This is a genomic window from Saccharopolyspora flava, assembly GCF_900116135.1.
GTDB classification, from domain to species: Bacteria; Actinomycetota; Actinomycetes; order Mycobacteriales; family Pseudonocardiaceae; genus Saccharopolyspora; species Saccharopolyspora flava.
This window is the reverse complement of the sequence record NZ_FOZX01000005.1, coordinates 57,956-82,777: the sequence shown is the minus strand read 5'-3', so window position 1 is coordinate 82,777 and position 24,822 is coordinate 57,956. Positions and strand designations below refer to the sequence as shown.

The following is a 24,822-nucleotide window of genomic DNA, read 5'->3' as shown; positions in this document are numbered from 1 at the left end:
AGACGACAAGGAGGTCCGATGTGGACGCTGAGCAGGCGCCTGGGAGAGACGATCACGAGCCGGTATTAGAGGACGGCGGCCGGGTCTGGCGCGCGGGCGGGCTGGAGCCGATGCCCATCCGCGCGCTGCCCGACGCTCCGCCGTCGATCCATCTGCTCGGCCCCACCGTGTTCCTGGTGGCGCTCGGTGTGGGCATGGGCGAGTCCTACATGTGGCCCAGGCTGGTGCTGATCTTCGGCCCGGAGATCCGCTGGCTGTTCCTGATCGGTGTGACGCTGCAGGCCGTGGTGATGCTGGAGATGGCGCGCTACGCCATGGCCACCGGCGAGAGCATCTTCTCCGGCGCGGCGCGCGTGGCCAAACCGCTCATGTGGTTCTTCTTCATCACCGCCATCGCCGTCTACATCTGGCCGGGTCACCTGTCGGCGGGCGCGGCGGCGCTGGAGCAGATCACCGGAATCCCCTGGTACGTCTCGGGATGCGTGGGTCTGCTGCTGGTCGGGGTCATCTTCACGATGGCCAAGGTGATCTACAGCCTGCTGGAGAACGTGCTGTCGATCCTGATCGGCCTGCTGGTGGTGGGCACCGCGGTCATCGCCTCGCTGGTCGGCGACCTGGGCGATCTGGCCAGCACGATCGGCGGGATGTTCCACTTCGGGTACCTGCCGCAGGCGGCGATGTCGCCGGAGTGGTTCCCGGTGGTGGTCGGCGCGATCGCCTTCGCGGGACCGTCGGGCATGCAGCAGATGTGGTACACGCTGCACCTGCGCGATTCGGGCGCCGGCATGGGTTCGCACATCCCCCGCATCCGCGGCCTCCGGCACGCGGGCGAGGAGGAGACCATGCCCTCGCGCGGGTTCATGTTCGACACCGACGACCCGTCCGAGATGGCCAAGTGGAAGGGCTGGCGACGCTGGGTCACCTTCGACGCGCTGCTGCTGTTCTGGGGCGTGACGATGCTGGTGACGATCTCGTTCACGGTGCTGGCCCAGGCCGCCTCGCGGGAGAACCCGGACGTCAAGACGCTCATCGAGTCCGGTGAGCGGGAGGCGGCCCTGTCGGCGATGTCGGACGCGTTCTCGGCGGCGGGCTCGCCGGTGCTGGGCACGGTGTTCCTCGGGTTCATCGCGCTGATCGGGCTCAACGCGACGCTGGGCCTGTTCGACTCGTTCTCCCGGGGCCAGGCCGACATGACCTACCACTTCGTGCCCGGTGCCAAGCGCTTCGGGATGTCGAAGCTCTACGCCGCGTTCCTGTGGGGCGTGATCGTCTTCGGGATCCTGATCCTGCTGTTCGGCCCGGCCGACGGCCCGAGCTCGATCCTGGACATCCTCGCGTTCCTGTCCACCTTCGCGATGGGCGCCTACTGCGTGGTGCTGCTGCTGGTGAACAACCGGATGCTGCCCAAGCCGATCCGGCCGAGGTGGTGGTCCAACGCGATCATCGGGCTGGGCGCGGTGTTCTACCTCGGGATGCTGTTCTACAGCCTGGTCCGCTTCGGCGTGGTCGTGAGCTGAGATGACCACCGCGGAGCGGAATCGGGCGGCGCGGATCACCGCGCCGGGACTGATCATCGGCGCCGTCGCCGGGCTGTTCACCGCGCTGTTCGCGCTCGTGGCCGGGGCGCCGGCGGCGTGGGCGGTCACCGGCGGGCTGCTGCTGGCGGTGCCGCTGGCGGCCTTCGGCGCCGGCTGCAGCGCGCTGCGCCTGAGCGGGCTGCTGCGCGGCGGGGCGTTCGCGCCGATCGCGCTGTACTGGGTGATCGCGTTCCCGCTGGCGCGGCTGACCCAGGAGGTCGGCACCCGGCTGGTGGTCGGCGACGGGCTCGCGCTGCCGCCGCAGCCGTGGGCGTTCCTGCTCTACCAGGCCCTGATCGGGCTCGGGTTCGCGATCGGGTTCGTGTGGGTGCAGGAGCGGCTGGTGCGGGGTGGTGCCCAAGTGCGGGGTGGTGCCTGACATGAGCGCACCGGGCACCCCCGGCGATCAGCCGTGCGTGCCGACGAGCCGCTCGTCGTCGCGCCCCGGCTCGGGCCGCGCGCCACCGCGCCGGTCGTCGTGACGAGCCGATGCGATCGCGGCGGACGTGGCCAGTCCCAGCATGCGCCCGTCCGCCGCGTAGCCGCGCGGCATCCGTTCGAAATGGCGCAGGATGGTTCCGATGATCCGCATTGTCCTCACCTCCTCCCGCTCTCGTGCACTGCATACAGTATGCCGGTGGTGTGTCCGCTTGGCGAAGTTCTTGTGAGCACCGACACCCGAACGGAGGTCGAGCCGGTGCGCGACGACCCGCCGATGATCGGCCTGCACACCCCGCGACGCGAGATCCGCGACCACCACGGTCGCCGCTACCGCGTCGGCGAGCGCCCGCGCGAGCTCGCGGGCCTGCCCCGCGCGGTCATGCTGGGAGCCTGCTGGCTGCCGATGCTGCTGGTCGGAGCCCTCCAGTACGCCTTCGGCGCCGCGATCCCGGGCCTGCTGACCGCCGGGCACGACCTGGCCGCGCTGTGCTGGACACTGGCGGGCTGGACCGTGCTGCAGGCCGGCGCGGGCTACCCGGCCGCGCTGCTGCGGCGCCGCTCCCGCACCGGACCGCGCGCGATGCTCGTCCTCGGCGGGATCCTGTGCGCCGCAGGCGCTCTCAGCCTCGGGCTCGGCGTCACCACCGGCTACTGGCTGCTCGGCGGAACCGGCGCGGGCCTGGTCTACGCCGCCTGCACCTCCACCGCCGAGAAGTGGTTCCCGGAGAACGCCGCCGCCCGCGTCGGCGTGGTCACCGGCGCCTTCGCCTACGGCGCCACCCCGCTGGTCATCGCCGCGACGCAGGCCCCCGGCCACGTCGAGACCGGACTGATCGCCCTCTCCCCCGTCCTGCTCGCCGGCGTGGCCGGGTGCGGGCTGCTGCTGTCCGACCCGCCGCCGCGCTGGTGGCCCGCGCACGTCGACCACCGCGGCTGGGCGCGCGCGAATCCGCCCGCCGCGCGCGAGTTCTCGGCCGCCGAGGCGATGCGCACCCGCGCGCTGCCGCTGATGGCGACCTGCCTTTTCTGCGCGGCGGCGGTGTCGCTGTTCGACGCGACGTTCCTGGTCCTGCTGGCCGCGCCGCTGTCCCCGGTCGCGGCCATCGCGCTGTTCGTGGCGGTCAACGGCGCGGGCCGCTCGGTGGCGATCCCGGTCGCCGCGCGGCTGGGACGGCGCCGCACCCTGCGCTGGGTGATCACCGCCCAGGCGCTCGGGCAGGTGCTGCTGCTGGCCGGGATCTCCCAGAGCTCCCCCGGGTGGCTGGCGGCCGGGGCGGTGGTCGCCGGGATCGGCGGCGGGGCGTTCTACCCGCTGTTCGCCGCGCTGGCCCGGGAGTGCTTCGGGCAGGAGCGCAGCGTGGAGGTCCACGGGCTGGTCTACAGCGCCAAGGCGGTCAGCGGCGTGGTGGGCATCGGGCTGGGCTGGCTGGTTCTGGCCACCTGGGGCCCTGCCGTGGCGCTGATGTCGGCGTGCGTGCTGTCCTTGCTGGCAGCGGCGTTGTGCGGGGCACTGCGACGCCAGGGATTTCCCCACACTCTGCCCAGCGCGAGGCCTTGATCGGTCTAGCAGCGAATGCGAAGATCTTTCCGTTTCTGGTGATGATCAGGTGCCCGCGGCCGGGCACGCGGGAGGTCGGCAGGGATGGGCGCCGAATTCGATGTCATCGTTGTCGGTTCCGGCATCAACGGCATGGTCGCCGCCGCCGAACTCGCCCGCGCGGGCCGCTCGGTGCTGCTGGTCGAGCGCAACGACCGCCTCGGCGGCTTCATCGCCTCCGAGCAGCGCACCGTCCCCGGCTACGTCCACGACACCTACTCCTCCTGGCACCCGCTGTTCCTCGCCGGCCCCGCCTACGCCTCGCTCGGCGAGCAGCTGCACGCGCACGGGCTGGTCTACCGCAACACCGACACCTGGGCGGCGGCCAGCGTCGCCGACGACGGCCGGGTGAGCCTCGCCCACCGCGACCCGGTCCGCACCGCCGAGGGGTTCGAGCACGACGCCGACCGCGCCGCCTATCTATCCATGTTGGACAAGATCGGCGAGAACATGGCCGCCATCAACGGTTTCCTCGGCAGCGAACTGCGCTCCTGGGCGCTGCTGCGGCACGGCGCGAAGCTCATCAACACCGGGGGCGTGCGCGGCGCCGAGGGCTGGCTGCGGCAGCTGGCCACCAGCGGGCGCTCGTTCTGCCGCCGCGAGTTCCAGGGCCGCGAGGTCGACCACCTCTTCGCCCCCTGGCTGCTGCACGCCGGACTCGGCCCCGACCACGCCTCCGGCGGACTGATGACCGGACTGCTCGCGGCCGGGCTGCACGGCGCCGGACTGCCCGTGGTCGAGGGCGGCGCGGACAACTTCGTCACCGCCTTCGCCAAGCTCATGGACTCCCTCGGCGTGCAGGTGCGCACCGACACCGAGGTCGAGCGGATCATGATCGAGGACGGGCGCGCGATCGGCGTCATCTCCGGCGGCCGCGTCTTCCGCGCCCGCCACGGCGTGCTGGCCTCGGTCGCCCCGTCGGACCTCTACGGCCACCTGCTGCCGCCGAGCGCGGTGAAACCGCACCTGGCTCGCCAGGCCGCGCAGTTCCGCTACGGGCGGGCGGCGATGCAGATCCACGTCGCCCTGTCCGCCCCGCTGCAGTGGCGCGACGAGCGGCTGGCCGACTTCCCGATCGTGCACCTCACCGACGGCTCGGCCAGCACCGGGATCGCCTGCGCCGAAGCCGAAGCCGGCCTGCTGCCGCGACGCCCGACCGTGGTGGTCGGGCGCCAGTACCTGCTGGACGAGACCCGCGTGCCCACCGGCGCGGCGTCGTTGTGGTTGCAGCTGCAGGAGCTCCCGTTCGACCCCGTCGGCGACTCCGCCGGAGAGCTCGACACCAGCGGCGGCTGGACCCGCGAGCTCGCCGAGGGCTACGCCCAGCGCGTCTTCGACCGCCTCGACGCCCACGCTCCCGGCGTGCGGGACCTGGTGTGCGCCGTCGACATCATCAGCCCGCCCGAGCTCACCGCGCACAACCCCGGCTCCGCCCAGGGCGATCCCTACGGCGGCAGCACCGAGCTCGACCAGAACTACCTGTGGCGCCCGCTGCCGTCGGCCGGCAGCCACGCCACCTCGATCCCGGGCCTGTGGCACATCGGCGCCTCGACCCACCCGGGCCCCGGCATGGGCGGCGGCTCCGGCCACGCGGCCGCCACCGCGCTGCTCAAGCGCGCTCGCTGAGCGCTCCTCCCCCGATTCGACGGCGCACCGAAAGCGCCGTCGATCGGCGCATTTTCGGCTGCCGAAAGAATGATCTTCGCAGCACTGATGGCGAATTCATGCCATCCTCCACAAAAACGGGAATGCCGCTGGGAAATTTCGTGCCAAACGACAAAAACAATCATCATCGCAGGTCAGAACGCCCGCCCGGGGGTGAGCGAATGGACGCGTAGCCGATTCGTCCTTGACCGGCCCGCGCGCCCGAATTATGGTCCAGACCACCAAGCGATTGGTGAATTCCCTTCCGCGACAGGAAAAACCGGCAACGGAGCGCCGAACCGGCCACCGCTGCACGGAATCGATTCACCCTGCCGCGAAATCCCCCGAAGGAGCTGACACATGCCCAAGCGCAAGATCTCCGCAGCGATGGTCGGTGCGGCCGTCGCACCGTTCCTGATCGCGATCCCCGCCGGGACCGCCAGCGCTCACGGCTACATCGACGCCCCGCCGAGCCGCCAGGCGCAGTGCGCCGAAGGCACCGTCCAGTGCGGGTCCATCACCTACGAGCCGCAGAGCGTCGAGGGCCCGAAGGGCCTCAAGAGCTGCAGCGGCGGCAACGAGAGCTTCGCCGAGCTCGACGACGACTCCAAGGGCTGGACCGCCACCCCGATCGGCACCCAGGCCACCTTCAACTGGAAGCTGACCGCCGCCCACGCCACCACCACGTGGGAGTACTACATCGGCGACAAGCTCGTCGCCTCGTTCGACCAGGGCGGCGAGCAGCCCCCGCAGACGCTGCAGCACAACGTCGACCTGTCCGGCTACAGCGGCCCGCAGAAGGTCCTGGCGGTGTGGAACGTCGCCGACACCGCGAACGCCTTCTACGCCTGCATCGACGTCAACGTCGGCGCCAAGAAGTAAGAACGCGAGAAGGCGGGCCCGGACGATCCCGGGCCCGCCTTCCCCAAGTCTTGTCAGACCAGGAACGAGAACAGCGGCGACCCGGGCGAGACCTGCTCGATCTGCAGCGGGGACTCCTTCATCCGCGTCAGCAGGTCGTCCAGATCATCGGCGTTGTCGAGCTCGATGCCCACCAGCGCCGGACCCGTCTCCCGGTTGTTCTTCTTGACGTACTCGAAGGCCACGATGTCCTGGCCGTCCACCAGCACGTCGTCCAGGAAGTGCCGCAGCGCCCCCGGTTCCTGCGGGAACGTCACCAGGAAGTAGTGCCGCAACCCCTCGTGCAGCAGCGACCGCTCGACGATCTCGCCGTAGCGGCTCAGGTCGTTGTTGCCGCCCGAGACCACGCACACCACCGGACCGCGCGGCGCGCGCTCCAGCATCTTCGACGCCGCGCTGGCCAGCGCGCCCGCGGGCTCGGCGATGATGCCCTCGGTCTGGTACAGCTCGATCATCTCGGTGCACACCGCGCCCTCGGGCACCGCCACCAGCTCGTCGACCAGCTCCCGGGCCACCTCGAACCCCAGATCGCCCACGCGACCCACCGCGGCCCCGTCGACGAAGGTGTCCACCTCGGGCAGCTTCACCGGCGCGCCCTCGTCGAACGCCGCGCGCATGCTCGCCGCACCGGCCGGCTCGGCACCGACCACGCGGATCTCCGGGAAGTGCTCCTTGAGCCACAGCACGATCCCGGCCAGCAGCCCGCCGCCGCCCACCGGGACGATCACCGTGTCGATCGGCCCGTCGTGCTGCTCGGCGATCTCCAGGCCCACCGTGCCCTGACCGGCGATGGTCCGCGGATCGTCGAACGGGTGCACGTAGACCGCGCCCGTGCTCTCCGAATCCGCCTTCGACGCCGCGCTGGCCTCGTCGAACGACGAACCCGCGATGATCGGCTCGACCCACTCCCCGCCGATGCTCGCGATGCGCTTGCGCTTCTGCCGCGGCGTGTTCGCCGGCAGGTACACCCGGCCCTTGATCCGCAGCTCCCGGCACGCGAACGCCAGCCCCTGCGCGTGATTGCCCGCGCTGGCGCAGACCACACCGCGCTCGCGCTCGGCCGGGTCGAGCCCGGAGATCAGGTTGTAGGCACCGCGCACCTTGTAGGACCGGCACACCTGCTGGTCCTCGCGCTTGAGGCGAACCGGAACGCCCAGCTCCGCGCTCAGGCGGCTGCTGGTCTCCAGCGGCGTGCGCCGGACCACCTGGCGCAGGCGGGTCCCGGCCCGGAAGATCGCGGCGGGAGTGAGCTCATCGGACACCTGTCGATACTAAAGCCGCTGGTGAATCCGGCGGCCGTCGGGTGGTTCAGCTCTCAGGCGGGTCCTTCCGCCACACCGCCCGGTACCGCTCGGCGGCCGCCGCGTCCCGCTGCCGCCGCACCGCGGACCCGTGACCAGGCGGGAAGCCGTACTTCGTGAGCCGGCTGTCGACGCTGTCGACCGAACTGGTCAGCACGATCCGGGCCACCACCAGCACGCCCAGCAGCAGCGCCCCCGCGGCGATCGGCCACGCCCCGCCCAGCACGCCCAGGCCGAGGAACAGCACCACCCCCAGCGGCGCGATCTGCAGCAACCCCCGGATCAGCACGCGCAGCACCCAGGTCCGGCAGGTCGCGTCGTGCAGCACCCAGTCCCGGTACCGATCGGGCAACCGCCGTCCGTACTGGTAGGCGATCCACCGAAGAGGCCCAGGGCGCAGCATCCACCCAGCATAGAACCGCGCCCCGCAGGTGGTGATCGTGGCCGTTCGACCTGCCAGGGTGAGGAGCACACCAGGTCCGCAGCCCCGGAGAAGAGCATGTTCAACGTTGAGAGAGTTCGGTTGGCCGGTGCCGACGTTCCGCTGCCGCGCATGCTGCCGGTCGAGCAGCGCTTCGCGGCCCCGACCGTCGACGACCTCGAAGGCACGATCCGCGCGCAGGTCGCCGAGCACGCCCGCACCCACCCGCTCGGCGGCAAGCGGATCGCGGTGACCGTCGGCAGCCGCGGCATCGCGCGGCTGGACCGCATCGTCATCGCCCTCATCGGCGCGCTGGCCGAGCACGGGGCGAAACCGTTCGTGATCCCCGCGATGGGCAGCCACGGCGGCGGCACCGCCGACGGGCAGCGGCAGGTGCTCGCCGAGTACGGCGTCACCGAGGAGACCGTGGGCGCCCCGGTCATCGCCTCGATGGAGACCGTGGTGGTCACCGAGCTGCCCGACGGCACCCCGGTGCACTGCGACGCCGAGGCCGCCCACGCCGACGGCATCGTGGTGCTGGGCCGGGTCAAGCCGCACACCGACTTCCGGGGTTCCCACGAGAGCGGACTGGCGAAGATGATCGCCATCGGGCTCGGCAAGCACGAGGGCGCGGCGACGCTGCACCGCCACGGCTTCGAGCGGTTCGACTCCCTGATCCCCGAGACCGCGGCGGTGGCCCTCGAAGTGCTGCCGTTCGAGTTCGGCCTGGCCGTGGTGGAGAACGCCTACGAGGACCTCGCCCGGCTCGAACTCGTGCCCACCGAGGGCATGCTGGAGCGCGAGGCCGAGCTGCTGGCCGAGGCCAAGTCGCTGATGCCGAAGCTGCTCATGTCCGACATCGACGTGCTGATCGTCGACGAGATCGGCAAGGACATCAGCGGCGCCGGCATGGACCCCAACATCACCGGCCGGGCCCCGGTCAACTCCGACAAGTTCCACGCGACCCCGATCAAGCGGATCGTGGTGCTGGGCCTGACCGAGCACACCAACGGCAACGCCTGCGGGCTCGGCCTGGCCGACTTCACCACGCAGGGCTGCGTGGACCAGATCGAGTTCGGCTCGTTCTACACCAACACGCTGACCTCGGGCGTTCCCGACGGCGCCCGGATCCCGATGGCGCTGGGCTCCGATCACGACGCGATCACCGCCGCCGTCGCCCTCACCCAGGGACCGCGCCCGCGCCCGCCCAAGGTGGTGCGCGTCCGCAACACCCTGTCGATGCCGCGGGTGGAGGTCTCGGAGGCCTACACCCAGGAGGTCGCCGAGCACCCGGACATGACGGCCCTCGGCGAACCCCGCCCGTGGGAGTTCGACGACACCGGCCGGCTGCCGAAGCTGCCGCCCGTGCACTGACCCCGGCCCGGCCGGGCCTCGCTCCGTCCCGGCCGGGTCTTTTGCGCTCGTCGAGCATTGATTTCGGTCAGCACTGAAGCAATAGGTGCTGTTAACTGGTGTCAGCCGCCTCCCCCGGACGGATAGAATTCCGTGGAGGCTTCTCCCCCTACAGCACCCGTTCCGGCCGGTTCGGGGAAGGCGAGGGCAGGCGATGCAACTCCCCATCTCCACCGAGCGGCTCGTGGTCCGCGACTGGACGACCGAGGACGGCGACGTGCAGGCCGCGCTGGACCTCTACGGCCGCCCCGAGGTCACCGAGTGGCTGACCCCGGTGACCTCCCACGTCGCCGACCTGGCCGCGATGCGCGCCGTGGTGCACTCCTGGACCGAGTCCCAGCCCAACCTGCTGCCGCCGACCGGCCGCTTCGCGATGCAGCGCCGCGAGGACTCCCAGGTCGTCGGCGGCCTGGTGCTGCGGATGCTGCCGCCCTACGACCACGACCTCGAGCTCACCTGGCAGCTGCGCCCGGCCGAGTGGGGGCACGGCTACGCCACCGAGGCCGCGATCGCGCTGCTGCACTGGGCGTTCACCTTCGACATCGATGAGATCTTCGCGCTGGCGCGGCCGGACAACACCCGCGCGATCGCCACCGCGCGGCGCATCGGCATGGAGTGGGTCGGCGAGACCGCCAAGTACTACGACACGACGCTGCAGGTCCACCGCGTCCGCCAGAGCGACCTGCCCGACGCACCGGGTCTGGAAGCGCCCGAGGACTGACCGGCGAAGATCACCGTCCGTGGCGAAATCCCCCGCCAAAGAGTGATCGCAACAGGCACGTACAGCGGTTTCGGGATGTAATCCTGGAAGCGTCGTCCGAGCGCCGATCACGGGGCGCACCCGACGGAGGAACCTTGCCAACGCCACGCGACAGGAACCCGGTCCCGCCTCGGCGCCCCAGGGGGCGGCCGCCGGCCAGACCGGTTCCGCAGCGTCGCCGGCACAAGCCGGTCGGGCCCAAGGTCGTGGCCACCGTCATGTCGCTGGTGATCCTGCTGGTCACCGGCTACGGCTGGAGCAACTACCGGCACCTGCTCAACGGCCTGGCCACCAGCGACGTCGCCGACGGCGGCGGCGCGGACGGCGCGGTCGACATCCTGCTGGTCGGCATGGACAGCCGCACCGACGCGCACGGCAACCCGCTTCCCGAGGACGTGCTGCAGGAGCTGCACGCCGGGTCCAACGACGCGTCGCTGACCGACACGATCATCATGCTGCACATCCCCAACGACGGGTCGAGCGCGGTCGGCTTCTCCTTCCCGCGCGACTCCTACGTGTCGATCCCCGGCCACGGCCAACACAAGATCAACTCGGCGTACGGCCGCGGCAAGGAGGCCGAGATCGCCTCCGAGCAGAAGAACGGCGTCACCGACCAGGCGGCGCTGGACCGCGCGGGCAACGAAGCCGGGCGCAAGCTGCTGGTGCGCACCGTGGAGAACCTCACCGGCTCCTCCATCGACCACTACGCCGAGGTCAACCTGCTCGGCTTCGCCAAGATCACCGAGGCCGTCGGCGGCGTGCCGGTGTGCCTGAACTCCGCGACCAGCGACAGCTACTCGGGCGCGGACTTCCAGGCAGGCGAGCAGACCATCAAGGGACCCGACGCGCTGGCGTTCGTGCGGCAGCGCCACGGCCTGCCGCGCGGCGACCTCGACCGCGTGGTGCGCCAGCAGGCCTTCCTGGCCGGGCTGGCCAGCACGGCGCTGTCCGGCGGGGTGCTGGCCAACCCGAACAAGCTGCGGGAGCTGATCAGCTCGGTGCAGGACTCGGTGGTGCTCGACCTCGGCGACGACACCGACGTGTTCTCGTTCGCCGAACGGCTGCGCGGCCTGGCCGGCGGGGCGATCAAGTTCGACACCATCCCGATCGAGGACGCCGCCTACGACACGCCGGACGGCGCGGCGCTCAAGGTCGACCCGAGCGAGGTCAAGGACGCGGTGCGCGCCGCGACAATGCCCCCGGGCGCACCCGGCTCGCCGACCGCGCAGCCGCCCGCCACCTCGGCCTCGCCGTCGGAGCAGGCGGTCTCGACCCGGGTCGACGTGCTCAACGGCACCCGCACCTCCGGGCTGGCCTCGAAGGTGCAGGACCGGCTCGACGGTCAGGGCATCGAGGTCGGCACGATCGGCAACACGAGCAAGCGCAGCTCCTCGGTGGTGCGCTACGGCTCCGGCGGCGAGTCCGCCGCGCAGGAGGTCGCCTCGCTGCTGGGCGGGATGCGGACCGAGGCGGACTCGTCGCTGTCGTCGGGACGCGTGCAGGTGCTCATCGGCTCGGACTACGACGGCCCGGCCGCTCCGCGCTTCTCCCCCGGCGGCGCCCTGGCGCTCGACGGCAGCGCCCGCCAGCAGTCCTCGGACTCGCCGGAGCAGGCGCCGATCAGCGCGGCCGGGATTCCCTGCGTCAACTGAGTTCTCCGGCGAGCGGCCGGAATTCCGCTCGCCGGACGTGCTTGCGCCGGTCGTCGGCTGCCGATAACGTGCACGCACGGGTCGTGGTCGAAACCCCGTGGCATTGCGCCGATCGGATGTCCGGCCCGCTGGGGATTGCGCCGAACAGGTGGCGTTCTCGCACGTCGAGGACACGCAGCACCGACTGGTTCCGCAAATGACACCTCCCGGTGGTGTGCAGTACAGCCGCACCACCCCGCCGGACCGCAGGCTCGTTGAACGTGCGCAACGTTATCGGTGTCCAGTCAGACGAACGGTCCGATTCGCCCGTGACGAGCCGCGAGCAGGACGCGGTGCGGTTGCTGCTGCTCATCGACGGCGCCGCCGAACCGCTCCCCCACCCGATCCCGGACCCGGAGCTGGCCGACGCGGTCGGCGTGGTGACCGGGCAGACCCGCTTGCAGAAGCTCGACTTCTGGCTCCGCAGCCCCGATTTCCTCGCCGACGAACTGCTCACCGAGTACGAGCGGACCGAGGAGGCGGCGCTGCTGGAACTGGCGGGGCGCATCCTCGACTCCGAGGAACCCGAGGTCCGCCGCTACCCGATGCTGCGCCACCACTTCGGCGCCTACGAACCGCTCGACGACGCGCTCGCGGTGCTGCGCAGCGCGGGGCTGATCGTCCGGCGGCGCCGCGGCCGGGTCGGCCACACCCGGCGGCACGACTACTACCTGCTGGAGCGGGGCAGGCGGGTCGCGCGCACGATCATCGCCCGGGCACCGGCGTTCCGCTACTACGTCGACCGGGTCCGGCTGGTGCTGGACCTGGCCGACGGGCGCGGCGGACGCCAGCTGCGGGACCGCCAGTACCTGCAGGCCGAGTACGCGGGCGCGCGACGGGGCAGCCCGATCGGCACGATCGCCGAGCGGGTCCGCGACCGGCTCGCCCGGCTGCGCGCGGATCTGCGCGCGGCGTGAGGGGTGTCGACGATGAGCGCGGGAACATCGCTGCTGCACGAGCGGATCTCGGCGATCACCGGCATGGCCGCCGAGACCGTGGCCCACCTGCTGGCCTCGGGCGGCAACTCGCCCTCGGCGCCGCTGCGGCGGCGGATCGACGACGCCGAGCGCGACTGGAAGCGCTTGGAGCAGGCCCACCGCGCGGCCCGGCAGCGCCGCCAGGCCGACGAGCGAAACCTCAACGACACCAGGGAGAACGGGCTGGCGCGGGTGCTGTTCCACGGTCTGGAGCCGCATTCCTGCCCGCGTTGCGACGCGCCGATCTCCGAGCAGCGGCGGCGCGCGGAGCGCGAGCAGCTCCGGTGCGCGGTGTGCACCGGCGACCTGTCGGCGAGCGCGCGGGACTGCGACGAGCCGGAGATCTCGATGCGGCTGCGGCTGGCCGCCAGCGAGGCGGCGGAGGCCTCGGCGCTGGCGAACCTGCGCGGTGCCGAGGTCGCGGTGGCCGAGCTGGTCGCCGAGCTCGCCGAGCCGCCGAGGCCGCGCGACGGCGACAACCCGACCGGCTGCCCGCCGTGAGCGCGCGAGCGGAGGCGGCCGGGCCGCAGGCCCCCGAGGTGGCCGCGGCGCTGGCCGATCGGGCGGAGATCGCGGAGTTCATCGAGGGCGTGGCGGACCAGCGCAGCCTGCTGGCGCTGGCGGGGACCGTCGACGCGCTGCTGGCCTCGCCGCAGGTGGTGCGGGAGCACGGGACGCGGTTGCACGACGTGCTGCTGCGCGATCTGGACTCGGTCCGCCTGCGGTCTCCGCTGATCGCGGCGGCCCGGTTGGCGGGCGCGGTGCGGCTGGCGATCGCCGACGTCGTCCCGCCGTTCGCGGTCCTGGGCGCGCTCACCGGCTTCCCGGCCGAGGCGCCGGAGGAGTTCACCGAGGCGCTGCCCCGGCTGATCGGCGCGGCGATGGACCGGTGGGCGGGCGAACCGGCGATCACCGCACCGCTGCGCGCCGCCCTCGAACGGCTGCGCCACGACGAGGCGGCGTCGGTGGACGCGGCGTTCGAGCTGGCCTGCGACCAGCTGCGCGCGGCGCTGGCGGCCTCGGAGGTGCCCGACGTGCTGGCGGCGTTGACCGAGGCCCGGGCGCGGTTCGCCACCGTCGACGCCGCCGAGCAGGCGCGGCACGACGCGCGCGCTCACGCCGCCGCCTGCGACGCGGTGCTGGCCTTCGCCGCCGGGGACCGGTCACGGCTCGCGGAGGCGGCCGAGGAGCTCGCGGCCGCGCTGGACCAGCGCGCGGCCTGGTTGCGCGGCACCCACCGATCCCCGTGGCTGCGCCCCCGGCACGCGGCCGACGGGGCGTGGCGGCGGCTGGTCCTGCTGCTGCGGAACGCCGCGGATCGGCTGGCGGAGACGGTCTGCATGGACGTCTGGGAGGCGCTCGGCGCGGTGCTGGAGGCCTACGCGCAGGTGCGGGCGCTGCAACCGCTGCCCGGTGCGCGGGCGGAGGGCCTGGCGGTGGTCGTGGAGCCGGCGATCGAGAACGCGGTCCTGCGCGACCGGTCCCGGTTGGCGGCGCTGCGGCGCGCGGTCGCGGAGGTCTCGGCGGCCGAGGACCCGCCGCTGCCGCCGGCCGCCGCGCGACTCCTGCTGGAACGCGTCGAGGCCGCGGGCACCGACGGGCCGGAGCCGACGCGGGAGCCCGGTACCGCGGCGGTGTCGCGGGCGCACCGGGTGGCGCCCGCGCTGGTGCGGGTGCTCGGCGAGCGGGACGCGGCCGGGCTCACCGAGGCGTTGACCGACGACGACCTGCGGCTGCTGGAGGGCGTGGTGCACAGCGGCGAGCTCGCGCGGTCCCGCACCGCGCACCCGGTGCTCGACCCGCTGCTGGAGCGGCTCCTCGGGCAGCTCGCCGCGGCACCGGAGTTCACCGGGCGGGTGCGGGCGACGTTCGGGCTGCTGCTGGAGCAGACGCTGCGGTTCCTGCTCAGCCGCGCCGATCTCGGCACGGCCACGTGGGGCCTCGGCGAGGACTACCGGCGCGAGTTGCGCGACGGCGAGCCGCGACCGCGCGAGTCGGCGCTGCAGCGCGACTACCACCAGTGGCTGGCGACCGGGCAGCTCGGCGGGCTGGTGGCGGTGGAGTCCGGTGACGTGGCGCGGGGCCGCGCGGACGTGACGACCTCGTTCGGCGCGCTGCGCTACGTCACCGAGGTCAAGCGCGAACTCCGCGACGCCTCGCGGGAGCGCGTCGAGGCCGCGCACCTGGCGCAGGCCGCCGAGTACGCCGGGGCCAACGCCGCGTTCGGGCAGCTGCTGGTGCTGGACCTGACGCCGCACCCGCGCGGGACGCCGCGGGTCGACGAGCGGGTGTGGCTGGCCCGGCACGGCGGGCGCTGCGTGGTGGTCGGCGTGGTCACCGGCAACCGGCCCGCGCCCCACCGGTTGTGATCGACTTCGGGTCCCGCGCCCCTGCTAAGGTGGCAGGATTATGGCTCAGGTCACCGCCGAGCACGGGGTGCGCGTGTTCTCCACCGCCGGCCTGCCCGCGGAGGAGCGGGTGGCCCTGTGGGAGCAGCACAACGCCCGCGCGCTGGTGGGGTTGTCGTGCAAGACCATCGACGACGCGCCGCTGGCGGCCACCGAGCGGAACCTGCCGCTGCCCCGGCTGCACTTCGCGCACGTCAGCGGCAGTCCGCACCTGGTCGAGCGCGGTGCCCGCGAGATCAGCGACCGGCCGACCGGTGCGGCGGTGCTCTACATCGCCACGGCCGGTGAGGCGTTCTTCTACAGCACCGGCGGGACCCGCGTGCTGCGCCCGGGTCAGGCGGTGCTGTGCGACGCGGACCGGCCGTTCGCGCGCGGCTTCTCGCACGGGCTGAAGGAGTTCGTGCTCAAGATCCCGCACGGCGCCCTGGAGGAGCTCACCGGTTCCACCCTGGCGCAGCCCGAGTTCTTCGACCTCACCGACGGTGCCGCGGCCGACGCCCTGGGGGCGCTGACCCGGCTGATGCGCACCGCCATCGACGATCCGGCCGACGGGCACCGCGCCGAGCAGCAGGCCCTCGGCCTGCTCGCCGCGCTGCTCACCGGCGGTACCGGCACCCATCTCGACATCGCCAAGGCGGTCATCGAGCTCCACCTGCGCGACCCGAACCTCTCGGCGGCCCGCGTCGCCGACCGCATCGGCATCAGCGAGCGGCAGCTGTGCCGGGTGTTCAACCGCGCGGGTCTCAGCGTCGCCCGCCACATCCTCGACCGGCGCTTGGAACTCGCCCGCGAGCAGCTGCTGTCGTCGCGCACCGCGCACTGCTCGATCGCCGAGATCGCCCGGGACTGCGGGTTCGTCTCGCCCTCCCACTTCACCCGCACCTTCAAGCGGCGCTACGACACCACCCCGGCTCACCTGCGCGCCACGTCGTAGCTCCGGTGGGGTGCGGACGTCACCAGGGGACAGTTTTTCCTCGAATTGTCCCGACATTTCGGACATCGATCATGGGTGATTCGAGGAAAAACTGTCCTCAGCCGAGCAACGCGGTCACGGTGACCAGGACGGGCACCGACAGGATCGTCGACAGCAGGATGGATTCGCGGGCGAGGCGGACGCCGACGTTGTAGCGCGAGGCGTAGACGAACAGGTTCTGCGCCGCGGGCAGCGCCGAGATCACCACCACCGCGAACAGCGCCGCGCCCTCCATGCCGAACAGCCCGGCACCGATCACCCACGCGATGACCGGATGCGCGAAGGACTTCAGCCCGACCGAGACCAGCACCGGCCACCGCTCCGCTCCCCCGGCGGGCAGCTGCGAGCCGCGCAGCGAGATGCCGAAGGCCAGCAGCACCGTGGGCACCGACAGATGCCCGAGCAGCGTCAGCGGTTCGGCCACCGGGCCGGGGATGCGCCAGCCCAGCAGCGACAGGGCCACGCCGAGCAGCGAGCAGATCACGATGGGGTTCTTGAACGGGGCGAGCAGCCGCGTCCACGTCGAGGCCGTCTCGCCGGACTGCGCGAAGTCGATCACGGTGAGCCCGATCGGGGTCATCACCAGCAGCTGGAACAGCATCACCGGCGCCACCAGGCTCGCGTCGCCGAGCACGTAGACCGCGACCGGGATTCCCAGGTTGCCCGCGTTGACGTAGCTGGAGCACAGCGCGCCGATGGTGGTGCGCCGGATGTTCCACCGCCGCCAGAGCGCGACCAGCACGAACAGCGCCGCCGCGGCGAACGTGCTCAGCGCGGTCACCAGCAGCGGGGACGAGAACAGCACGCGGACGTCGGAGTCGGCCAGCATGGTCAGCAGCAGCGCGGGGGTGCCGACGTAGAAGGAGATCTTCGCCAGGACGTCGCGCCCGCTGTCGCCCAGGACCTCGCTGCGCCCCAGCACGTACCCGACCAGAACGATGGCGCCGATGACGCCGAAGCCCTGGAGCACACCCGACACGACGCCTCCACCCCCGGCGCGCTGTCCACTGTGGAAACACGCGCGAGCCGTTGCGGTTCTCCGAACGCGGTTTTCGGCGCACATCGCGGCCGCATCGCCGGGGCGCCACACCCGTTAGGCACCCTAATCGATCACACCCGGACCCGAGGTGTCCGAATGGCGACTCTCACACCGCGACGCCGGGTTCAGCTCTCGTCGCCGGTGATGGCCGGTTCCACCGGCCGCAGGTCGGTGCGCCCGTCGGAGGTCGGCACCCGGCCGGGCAGGGTCACCGCCTCGGTCAGCGGGCCCGGGCTCCAGTCGCCCCAGTGCGTCTCGTGCCGCACCTGCAGCGCCGCCTCCGCGCCGACGGTGTCGGGGTTGTAGGGGTCGACCACGTAGATCGCGCCCCAGTCCCGGTTCGGCTCGCCCTGCAGGTAGGCGGGCAGTCGCCGGACGCTGGCGCCGACGTTGAGCCACCCGAACGGTCCCCCGCCCGCCGGTGCCGACCAGCTCTGGCCCATGTCGCGCATGATGCCGCCGCCCGCGACCCGGAAGTGCGGCATCTCGAACACCCCGTCGTGGATCTTGGCCGGTCGCAGGCACGGGTGCACCAGCGCGGCGGGCCACTCGACGAACGCCGGCTGGTCGCCGATCAGCTTCGTCATCGACGTCATCTCGGGCACGCGCGGGGCGCTGAAGGCCAGCCACCCGGCCGGATCGGCGCGGCGGTCGGCGGCCACGATCCGGACCTTGCTCGCCCCGGGCACGTCGAGGCGGACGTCCTGCCAGCTCCCGTGGTCGAGGCCGAGATCGCGCTGCCCGGTGATCGCGAAGCCGCCCGGGACCTCGTGGCCCCACTCCACGCGCAGCGCATTCGTGCCGGTCGAGGAACCGGCGAACTGCAGCACCACCGGCGAGGTGCCCGCGGCGGCCTTCGGCGGCACGTCGTACCAGGCGGTGCGGATCTCGCCGGTGCCGGTGGCGTCGGTGTCGAAGGTGCCCCAGATCGGGGCGTCGTCGCCGCCGTAGCCCCACGGCGGGAGGTAGTCGGTGCTGCTCGGGTAGCCGAAGCGGTGGAAGCCCTGCTGCTCGGCGCGCAGGTAGTCCGCGGGCTGCGCGGCGTCGCCCGGCACGCGCGGCTGGTCCGCCGAGGGCGTGAGCACACCGCGGCGCGGGTCGGCCTCGACGTTGATGTAGTCCGAGAGCCCGCAGCTGTGCCCGGCGATCTGCTTGACGTTGTCCAGGCCCAGGCTGTAGCTGTCCCGCTGCTTGTCCATGCCCACGGCGAACAGCCCGACCTCGACGATCAGGCACAGCGCGCAGGTGATGGTCAGCGGCGCCGCGCCCAGGCTCAGCACGCGCTTGCGCGCGGACGCGGTGACCACCGGCGGTTCGCGGTGGCGCACGTGCGCGATGAACGACACGACCAGCGCGATGAAGCCCAGTCCCAGGAACGCGGTGCTGGCGTGGCGCCCGTCGAGGCTCGGGGCCTTGTCGAACCACGGCACGCCCCACCCGGAGACGTACCACCAGGAGTTGGTGCCGGTTACCGACAGCGCGCACACCACCATCAGCCCGGCGACGAACCCGGCGCGGTTGCGGCGCGAGCGCAGCACGGCGGCGCTGGTGGCCAGCGCGGTGAGCGCGGCCAGCACCGCTCCGATCCCGGCGAACACGCCGAAGTGGTGCGTGTGCTTGGTCGGGGTCACGGCCAGCACGGCGAAGCACAGCACCGCGATGCCCAGCATCCGGCGGCTGGGGCCCAGCGCGGCGCCGCGGATCTTGCCGCGCCGCAGGAACACCACCCCGCTCGCGGCGATGCACAGCACCAGCAACAGCACCGGGAAACGCCTGGTCAGCGATCCGTCGGGCCACTTGTCGAAGAGCTTCTCGTAGCGGCCGAGCTCCTCGTACCAGGCGTCGTTCGGGCCGAACTCGGTCTTGAGGTCGACGGAGTCGAGCACCGACTGCAACGTCTGGTCGAAGAAGACCAGGACCAGGATCACCAGCCCGGCCGCCGCGATCGGCGCCAGCACCGGCAGCACGCCGACCTCGCGCACGCGCCGCCACAGCAGCCGCAGCAGCGGCTTGGCGGCCACCAGGAACGGCAGCACCGCGACCATGCCGTGCGGGTTGGCTTCCAGGCCCAGCGCGGCCGCGACCAGACCGAGCGCCGCCGGGGTCAGGCGTTCGGTGGCCACCGCGCGCTCCACGGCGCACACCGACAGCAGGAAGAACGCGACGACGACCGGTTCGGGCCGCAGTCCGTTGTTGTAGGGCAGCCAGAACGCCAGGAACACCGCGGCCGCCGCCCAGCCCGCGGACTCGCTGCGCCGGACCTGCTGGCCGAGCCGCGGCAGCACTCCCCTGCTCAGCAGCAACCAGCTCACCACGCCGAGGAACAGCGCGGGCAGCCGCACCCACGGGGTGGCGGCCGAGACCTGCACCCACAGCGCGTAGATCTCGTAGAACCAGCCGAAGGGCGACTCGGGGTTGCCGAACCAGCGGAAGTAGTTGGTGACGTAGCCGGCGTCGGGGGCGGCCCGCAGCATCGTGAGGATGTAGCCGTCGTCGGCGGTCATGGCTCCGATCAGCCACCACACGCCCAGCGCGCCGAAGACCAGGACGTCGCGGATGCTCAGCCGCCACCAGCCCACCGGCAGCCTGCGCACGGGCGGGCGCAGTTCGAGCTTGCGCAGCGCGAGCACGGCGCCGAGGAAGCTCAGCACGGCCAGGACCATCGCCGCGGTCTTCAGCGGGGTGGGGGTGGTGTCGAACCGGGTGTCGACCCCGGCCTGGAAGGCGAGTCCGCGCACGTCGTCGCGCTGGCCGTCGAGCTGCGAGTAGATGCCGGTGAGCTGCGGGCGCTGGTCGCCGCCGACCGATCCGAGCGGGACCCCGGCGACGTCGGCGCGGGTCTGGGCCGCGTCGGAGGTGATGGTGATCGCGCAGTCGCCGGCGGGCAGCGCCGCGGAACCGAGCTGGTGGCCGCGCGAGTACAGCGCGACCTGGCCGTTGTCGACCTGGAGGTTCATCCCGGTCAGACCGCCGTAGTCGCCCGAGGGCGCGTTGGTGGCCAGCAGCGTGGCGACGCCGTTGACGCGGTCGTCGAGGCCGCGGGCCGACGCGCAGGGAACGGTGGCGTTGAGCCAGAGGGGTTCGTGGCTGAGCAGCGGCGCCGACACCGAGCGGGTGCCTTCGGCCGTGGGCCACTTCAGGGTGGTGACCTCGTGGTCGACGGGCAGCAACGGCACCAGCACCGCGAGCACCGCCGAGAGCAGGCCGAGCACCGCGGCCACCAGGCGCGCACGTCCGCGCGCCGGGTCACGACGCGTGAACCACGCCGAACGCTGACTCACGCGCTCGCCACCTCACCTCGCAGGTCTGCTCCTCGCAGAGCTTAAACGGTGGCGACACATCGGCGACGGCTGGCAGCGGTTCAGGCCGCGAACGGGCACCGCCGGAGTACCCGGGTGGGGTGCTGTTCGCTCGGCTGCGCAGGGGTTTCGCGCGGACGATCAGGCGGCGAGGGCGGGTTCGAGGTCCGCGGCCATCGGGTTGCGACGGGCGTCGAACAGATACCCGACCCAAAAACCGACGACTCCGGCACCGACAACGGCCAACGTTCCGACAGCACGCACCATGGGAGGTTTCCTCTTCTCGGCGACGCAGATCCTCTAGGACCCGGCTCATGACTGGTCGATGGGAAAATCGTGAACCCGCCGGGTGGCAGCGCCGTTGCACAAACGATAACCGGGCGTAAATCGGCCGACCACGCCACCCCTCGCACGCCCGCGATCACGGTGCGTCATGTCGCGGACCCGCGAACGGAGTAGTCGAAGCCCGTCGGGGAACACCGAAAGCGGGGCTTCGGTGAGCCGGTCGCACGCGGGTGCGCCGGGGTTGCGGTCAGACCGCCACCCACCCGACGTTCCGCTCACCGAAGCGGACGCCGACTCGCCATTTCGGAGAAGTCACCCGCTCGGGCCAGCATCGCGAAAGGCGTTCGCGATTCGCCCGGTGCCGCAGCGTTCTCAGAGGTTGATCTCGGCGAGGCCGCGGTGGTCGCGCTCGACCTCCGGCCAGGGCTTGCGCGCCTCGGCGAGCAGCCTGCTCGCGGCCTCGGTGATCTCCCCGGAGCAGTCGGCCATCGCCGCGATGTCGGCCGCGTGCTCGGCCGGGTCCAGCCCGGCGCGGCGCAGCAGAGGCGCGACGTCGTTGAGGACGCGGGTCAGCCAGCCGATCGGATCGGCCGCGAGGTCGGGGTCGAAGACCCGGTCGCCGGGCTCGCCGTCGGACATCTCCGGGTGCCAGTGCATCCGGTCGGCCGCGTTCGGGCGGGATTCCAGCAGGTCGAAGCGGCAGACGCCGCGGGTGAGCCAGGCCGCCCGGGAGGCGTAGACCGACCCGGCCTCGGCCGATTCGGTCAGTCCCCGCAGCTCCAGGCGCACCCCGCGTTCGCGCACCTCCGGCTCCCCCGCCAGCGCGGGGTCGAGGAAGTCGACGCCCTCGACGGTCACGGCGAGCTTCTGGAAGCAGTAGATCCGGTACACCCCAGCACACAAGCACAACCGCGCGGCCCGCGACAAGGACGAATCCGGTGGTCCACTGTGGATTCCCAGATGCCGGTACCCGCGTGCCGGTTCGCCCGCTTCGCCGGCCGGCTCCTAGGCTCGGCCCGGTGAACGTTCCCAAGGAGTTCCGCCAGCCGATCCCGGCCGACACCACCGACCTCAACGTCCCGCCGCTGCACCAGTCCTGCGCGCCGCTGCGCGAGTTGGTCGGCGTGTGGCACGGCGAGGGCGAGGTGGACTACCCCACCATCGACGGTCCGGTCCGCTTCGGCCAGCAGGTGACGATCTCCCACGACGGCCGCCCGTTCCTGCGTCACCAGGCGCGGGCGTGGCTGCTCGACGCCGAGGGCCGGGTGCTGCGCCCGGCCGCCTGGGAGACGGGTTTCTGGCGTCCCGGCGCCGAGGGGCGGATCGAGCTGCTGCTCACCCACGCCACCGGGCTGCTGGAGGTCTTCTACGGCTCCGCAGGCGAAGGCACCTGGGAGCTGGAGACCGAGACGGTGCTGGGCACGGCGACGGCCAAGCAGGTGCGGGCCGCGCAGCGGCGCTACGCGCTCGACGGCGAGGTGCTGGAGGTCGCCGAGAGCCGGGCGATGGTCGGCGAGCCGATGACCCCGCACGTGGCCGCGCGGCTGCGGCGCGTCCCCACCTCCGAATAGTCAGCTATGCTGAACAGGTGACTCCGGCATCCACCGATTCCGAAGCCCTCGCCCAGGCCGCGGCCGAGGTGCGGGTGGGCGTGATGCGGATGGCGCGGCGGCTGCGCGCCGAGCGCGAGCCCGGTGAGCTCACCCCGGGCCGCTTCGCGGTGCTCGCCCGCCTGGAGCGCGACGGTCCGGCCACCGCCAGCGCGCTGGCCTCCGCCGAGCGCGTCACCCCGCAGTCGATGGCGCGCATCGCGCAGCACCTCCTCGACAGCGGCCTGGCGGAACGCGTTCCGGATCCGGACGACAAGCGCGCCGCGCACCTGCGCATCACCGACGCCGGTCGGCGGCGGGTGCAGGCCGACCGCAGCCAGAACGAGGCCTGGCTCGCCCAGGCCATGTCGGAGCTCACCGACGTCGAACGCGACCTGGTGGTGCTGGCCGCGCGCGTGCTCGACCGGATCGCCCACTCCTGACCCCTCGCGAAGCAGCCCGAGACCATGACCCGCACCGCCCACGAAGTCGACAGCAATGCTGATGATGTGCCGCACGCCACGGCACCGGAGCTGCCGTCCCGGTTCGTCACGTCGATCGCGTTCGGCACCGTTCTGCAGCCGCTGAACTCCTCGATGATCGCGGTCGCCCTGGTCGGCATCCGCACCGAGTTCGCCGCGGGCACCTCGGTGACCTGGCTGGTCTCCGCGCTCTACCTGGCCACGGCAGTGGCCGCGCCCGCGATGGGCCGTCTCGCCGACGTGTTCGGGCCGCGTCGCACGAGCCTGGCCGGGTTCGCCCTGGTCGGGCTGGCCTCGGCGGCGGCGCCGTTCGCGCCGACGGTCCCGGCGCTGGTGGCCTGCCGCGTCCTGATCGGCATCGGCACCGCCGCGCAGTACCCGTGCGGGGTGGCGATGGTGCGCCGCGCCGCCGATCGGCTGCGGGCCCGGTCCGGCAACGCGCTGGCCTCGCTGGCGGTGTGCTCGCAGGTCAGCGTCGCGCTGGGGCCGTCGTTGGGCGGACTGCTGGTGGGCGCGCTGGGCTGGTCCGGGGTGTTCTGGATCAACGTGCCGCTGGTGGTCCTGGGCGCCGCCGTGATGCTGCGCTGGGGCCCGGCCGATCCCCCGTCGCCGGTGGGGCGCGGCGCCCGGGCGCGGGCGCTGCTGAGCGTCGACCCGGTCGGGATGGCGCTATTCACGGTGTCGCTGACGGCGCTGATGTTCTGGTTGCTGTCGCTGTCGGAGGACCCGCAGTGGTGGTGGCTGGCGATCGCGGTGCCCGCCGCGGCGGCGACGGCGTGGTGGAGCCTGCGCGGCGAGGACCCGTTCCTGGACGTGCGGCTGCTCGGGCGCAGCGCCCTGTCGCTGACCTACCTGCGCACGGTGGTCACCTACACCGCGTTCTACTGCGTGTTCTACGGGTTCCCGCAGTGGCTGGAGGAGTCGCGCGGCCTCGGTCCGGTGGGCGCGGGCCTGGTCGTGCTGCCGATCTCGGCGGTCGGGGTGGTCGCGACGCTGACGGCGAACCGGTTGCAGCGCAACCGCTCTCACTGGCTGTCGCTGACGATCGGCAGCGCCGCGCTGTGCGCCGGCGGAGCACTGCTGCTGGTGCCCGGCGCGTCGGCGCCGATCCCGCTGCTGCTGGTCATCGCCGCGGTGCTGGGGCTGCCCAACGGCTTCAACAACATGGGCAACCAGCGCGCGATGTACGCGGTGGCGCCGGCCTGGGCGATGGGCGCGGCGTCCGGGCTGTACCGGACCTCGCAGTACGTGGGCGCGAACCTGGCCGCGGCGGTGCTGGTGCTGACCTTCGGGGCGCGGCCGACCGACGCCGGCCTGCACCGGATGGGCCTGGCGGTCGCCGGGATCGCCGCGTTCCTACTGGTCACGGCCGTGTACGGGACCGCGGTGGAGCGGCATCGGGCCGCGTGACGCGCAAGAGGCCCCGCACCCGTTCCCGGATGCGGGGCCTCTTGTCTGCGGGCCGTGTGACCGGCTCTGTGAAGTGGGACGACCTACCTCAAGCGGAAGCTCGTCCCGGTATTACGCGAGACGCCGTGCTCAGATGACGCGGACGTCGGCAGCCTGCGGGCCCTTCGGGCCCTGGCTGACCTCGTAGGTCACCTTCTGGTCCTCGTCGAGGCTGCGGAAGCCGCGGGCGTCGATGGCCGAGTAGTGGACGAACACGTCCGGGCCACCGTCGTCAGGGGCGATGAAGCCGAAGCCCTTTTCCGAGTTGAACCACTTCACGGTTCCCTGTGCCATGCTTGCTCTCTCCTTCTGGGAGCCGGTACTACATCAGACCGTCACACTGCGTGACGACCTGGGCCGCGGATCGAACGGCGACTTGTCCAGCTACAACCAGAAAGCAGCACGCCCGCATCACCATCCTGCGAGTGTGCGCGAACACGACCCCAGAAAAATACGACCACCACGAACACTACACGGTCCCTCGTGGACACGTCTGCCACTATCACCCGTGCGTGCGGTGACCGGGGTCACATTTTCCTCGGCTTCCCGGTCGCC

Annotated in this window: 23 protein-coding genes; 15 read left to right on the top strand and 8 right to left on the bottom strand. The window is 72.3% G+C overall.

Translation table 11 applies throughout. From position 1 onward, the window contains the following. Nucleotides 1-20: 20 nt before the first annotated feature. Both BM424_RS16110 and BM424_RS16105 read left to right on the top strand, forming a co-directional pair. Complete coding sequence (locus BM424_RS16110; RefSeq protein WP_245775887.1) at nucleotides 21-1,517, top strand: Nramp family divalent metal transporter; 1,497 nt, start codon at nucleotides 21-23, stop codon at nucleotides 1,515-1,517. A 1-nt stretch (nucleotide 1,518) separates the two neighbouring features. Continuing rightward, the gene (locus tag BM424_RS16105; protein WP_093418491.1) at nucleotides 1,519-1,956 is read left to right on the top strand and encodes a hypothetical protein; all 438 of its coding nucleotides are present in this window, start codon (nucleotides 1,519-1,521) and stop codon (nucleotides 1,954-1,956) included. A 27-nt stretch (nucleotides 1,957-1,983) separates the two neighbouring features. On the opposite strand, the gene BM424_RS28430 is transcribed toward BM424_RS16105, so the two are convergent. Beyond that, nucleotides 1,984-2,169: a hypothetical protein gene (locus BM424_RS28430; RefSeq protein WP_139274085.1), complete on the bottom strand. Its 186-nt coding sequence runs from the start codon at nucleotides 2,167-2,169 to the stop codon at nucleotides 1,984-1,986. A 72-nt stretch (nucleotides 2,170-2,241) separates the two neighbouring features. Between BM424_RS28430 and BM424_RS16100 the strand changes: the two genes are divergently transcribed. The 3 genes from BM424_RS16100 (at nucleotide 2,242) to BM424_RS16090 (ending at nucleotide 6,141) form a co-directional block, all read left to right on the top strand. Then, a complete protein-coding gene (locus tag BM424_RS16100; RefSeq protein ID WP_139274084.1) occupies nucleotides 2,242-3,576 on the top strand; it encodes an MFS transporter in 1,335 nt (444 codons plus the stop codon). 84 nt (nucleotides 3,577-3,660) lie between these two features. Beyond that, entirely contained in the window at nucleotides 3,661-5,241 is a 1,581-nt protein-coding gene (locus tag BM424_RS16095; protein ID WP_093418486.1) for a phytoene desaturase family protein, read from the top strand. A 378-nt stretch (nucleotides 5,242-5,619) separates the two neighbouring features. Beyond that, complete coding sequence (locus BM424_RS16090; protein ID WP_093418483.1) at nucleotides 5,620-6,141, top strand: lytic polysaccharide monooxygenase auxiliary activity family 9 protein; 522 nt, start codon at nucleotides 5,620-5,622, stop codon at nucleotides 6,139-6,141. 53 nt (nucleotides 6,142-6,194) lie between these two features. Here BM424_RS16090 and ilvA read toward each other — a convergent pair whose 3' ends face one another. Together ilvA and BM424_RS16080 are read right to left on the bottom strand one after the other, a co-directional pair. Then, nucleotides 6,195-7,442: a threonine ammonia-lyase IlvA gene (ilvA, locus tag BM424_RS16085; protein WP_093418480.1), complete on the bottom strand. Its 1,248-nt coding sequence runs from the start codon at nucleotides 7,440-7,442 to the stop codon at nucleotides 6,195-6,197. A 46-nt stretch (nucleotides 7,443-7,488) separates the two neighbouring features. Continuing rightward, nucleotides 7,489-7,884, bottom strand: a complete 396-nt coding sequence (locus tag BM424_RS16080) for a DUF5313 family protein (RefSeq protein WP_093418477.1) — start codon at nucleotides 7,882-7,884, stop codon at nucleotides 7,489-7,491. 96 nt (nucleotides 7,885-7,980) lie between these two features. Here BM424_RS16080 and BM424_RS16075 point away from each other — a divergent pair, with 96 nt between their 5' ends. From BM424_RS16075 to BM424_RS16045, 7 genes are all read left to right on the top strand, one after another. Continuing rightward, nucleotides 7,981-9,276: a nickel pincer cofactor-dependent isomerase, group 22 gene (locus BM424_RS16075; protein ID WP_139274083.1), complete on the top strand. Its 1,296-nt coding sequence runs from the start codon at nucleotides 7,981-7,983 to the stop codon at nucleotides 9,274-9,276. Between the two features lie 193 nt (nucleotides 9,277-9,469). Next, nucleotides 9,470-10,036: a GNAT family N-acetyltransferase gene (locus tag BM424_RS16070; RefSeq protein WP_093418471.1), complete on the top strand. Its 567-nt coding sequence runs from the start codon at nucleotides 9,470-9,472 to the stop codon at nucleotides 10,034-10,036. Nucleotides 10,037-10,281: 245 nt separating this feature from the next. Continuing rightward, complete coding sequence (locus BM424_RS16065; RefSeq protein WP_245775886.1) at nucleotides 10,282-11,727, top strand: LCP family protein; 1,446 nt, start codon at nucleotides 10,282-10,284, stop codon at nucleotides 11,725-11,727. A 308-nt stretch (nucleotides 11,728-12,035) separates the two neighbouring features. Further along, the gene (locus BM424_RS16060) at nucleotides 12,036-12,683 is read left to right on the top strand and encodes a hypothetical protein (RefSeq protein ID WP_217649732.1); all 648 of its coding nucleotides are present in this window, start codon (nucleotides 12,036-12,038) and stop codon (nucleotides 12,681-12,683) included. A gap of 12 nt (nucleotides 12,684-12,695) precedes the next feature. Beyond that, on the top strand, nucleotides 12,696-13,244 hold the full coding sequence (locus BM424_RS16055; RefSeq protein WP_093418468.1) for a hypothetical protein: 549 nt from the start codon (nucleotides 12,696-12,698) through the stop codon (nucleotides 13,242-13,244). Beyond that, nucleotides 13,241-15,112, top strand: a complete 1,872-nt coding sequence (locus BM424_RS16050) for a hypothetical protein (protein ID WP_139274082.1) — start codon at nucleotides 13,241-13,243, stop codon at nucleotides 15,110-15,112. Before BM424_RS16055 ends, BM424_RS16050 begins: the two co-directional genes overlap by 4 nt. 40 nt (nucleotides 15,113-15,152) lie before the next feature. Further along, nucleotides 15,153-16,085: an AraC family transcriptional regulator gene (locus tag BM424_RS16045; RefSeq protein WP_093418461.1), complete on the top strand. Its 933-nt coding sequence runs from the start codon at nucleotides 15,153-15,155 to the stop codon at nucleotides 16,083-16,085. Nucleotides 16,086-16,182: 97 nt separating this feature from the next. Here BM424_RS16045 and BM424_RS16040 read toward each other — a convergent pair whose 3' ends face one another. The 4 genes from BM424_RS16040 to BM424_RS16030 all read right to left on the bottom strand — a co-directional run bounded on the left by BM424_RS16040 (nucleotide 16,183) and on the right by BM424_RS16030 (nucleotide 21,638). Then, nucleotides 16,183-17,103, bottom strand: a complete 921-nt coding sequence (locus BM424_RS16040) for an AEC family transporter (RefSeq protein ID WP_093418458.1) — start codon at nucleotides 17,101-17,103, stop codon at nucleotides 16,183-16,185. A 185-nt stretch (nucleotides 17,104-17,288) separates the two neighbouring features. Further along, nucleotides 17,289-20,444, bottom strand: a complete 3,156-nt coding sequence (locus BM424_RS16035; RefSeq protein WP_093418455.1) for an arabinosyltransferase domain-containing protein — start codon at nucleotides 20,442-20,444, stop codon at nucleotides 17,289-17,291. Between the two features lie 159 nt (nucleotides 20,445-20,603). Further along, on the bottom strand, nucleotides 20,604-20,729 hold the full coding sequence (locus BM424_RS29735) for a hypothetical protein (protein ID WP_281248777.1): 126 nt from the start codon (nucleotides 20,727-20,729) through the stop codon (nucleotides 20,604-20,606). 390 nt (nucleotides 20,730-21,119) lie between these two features. Beyond that, nucleotides 21,120-21,638, bottom strand: a complete 519-nt coding sequence (locus tag BM424_RS16030; RefSeq protein ID WP_093418452.1) for a hypothetical protein — start codon at nucleotides 21,636-21,638, stop codon at nucleotides 21,120-21,122. 128 nt (nucleotides 21,639-21,766) lie between these two features. On the opposite strand from BM424_RS16030, the gene BM424_RS16025 reads away from it, so the two are divergent. Genes BM424_RS16025 through BM424_RS16015 form a run of 3 tightly spaced genes read left to right on the top strand, consistent with a single transcriptional unit; the run spans nucleotide 21,767 to nucleotide 24,228 of the window. Continuing rightward, a complete protein-coding gene (locus BM424_RS16025; protein ID WP_245775885.1) occupies nucleotides 21,767-22,318 on the top strand; it encodes a heme-binding beta-barrel domain-containing protein in 552 nt (183 codons plus the stop codon). Nucleotides 22,319-22,335: 17 nt separating this feature from the next. Continuing rightward, a complete protein-coding gene (locus tag BM424_RS16020; protein ID WP_217649731.1) occupies nucleotides 22,336-22,779 on the top strand; it encodes a MarR family winged helix-turn-helix transcriptional regulator in 444 nt (147 codons plus the stop codon). Nucleotides 22,780-22,803: 24 nt separating this feature from the next. Next, a complete protein-coding gene (locus BM424_RS16015) occupies nucleotides 22,804-24,228 on the top strand; it encodes an MFS transporter (RefSeq protein WP_093418449.1) in 1,425 nt (474 codons plus the stop codon). A 129-nt stretch (nucleotides 24,229-24,357) separates the two neighbouring features. Here BM424_RS16015 and BM424_RS16010 read toward each other — a convergent pair whose 3' ends face one another. Further along, on the bottom strand, nucleotides 24,358-24,561 hold the full coding sequence (locus tag BM424_RS16010) for a cold-shock protein (RefSeq protein ID WP_093418446.1): 204 nt from the start codon (nucleotides 24,559-24,561) through the stop codon (nucleotides 24,358-24,360). Nucleotides 24,562-24,822: the final 261 nt, after the last annotated feature.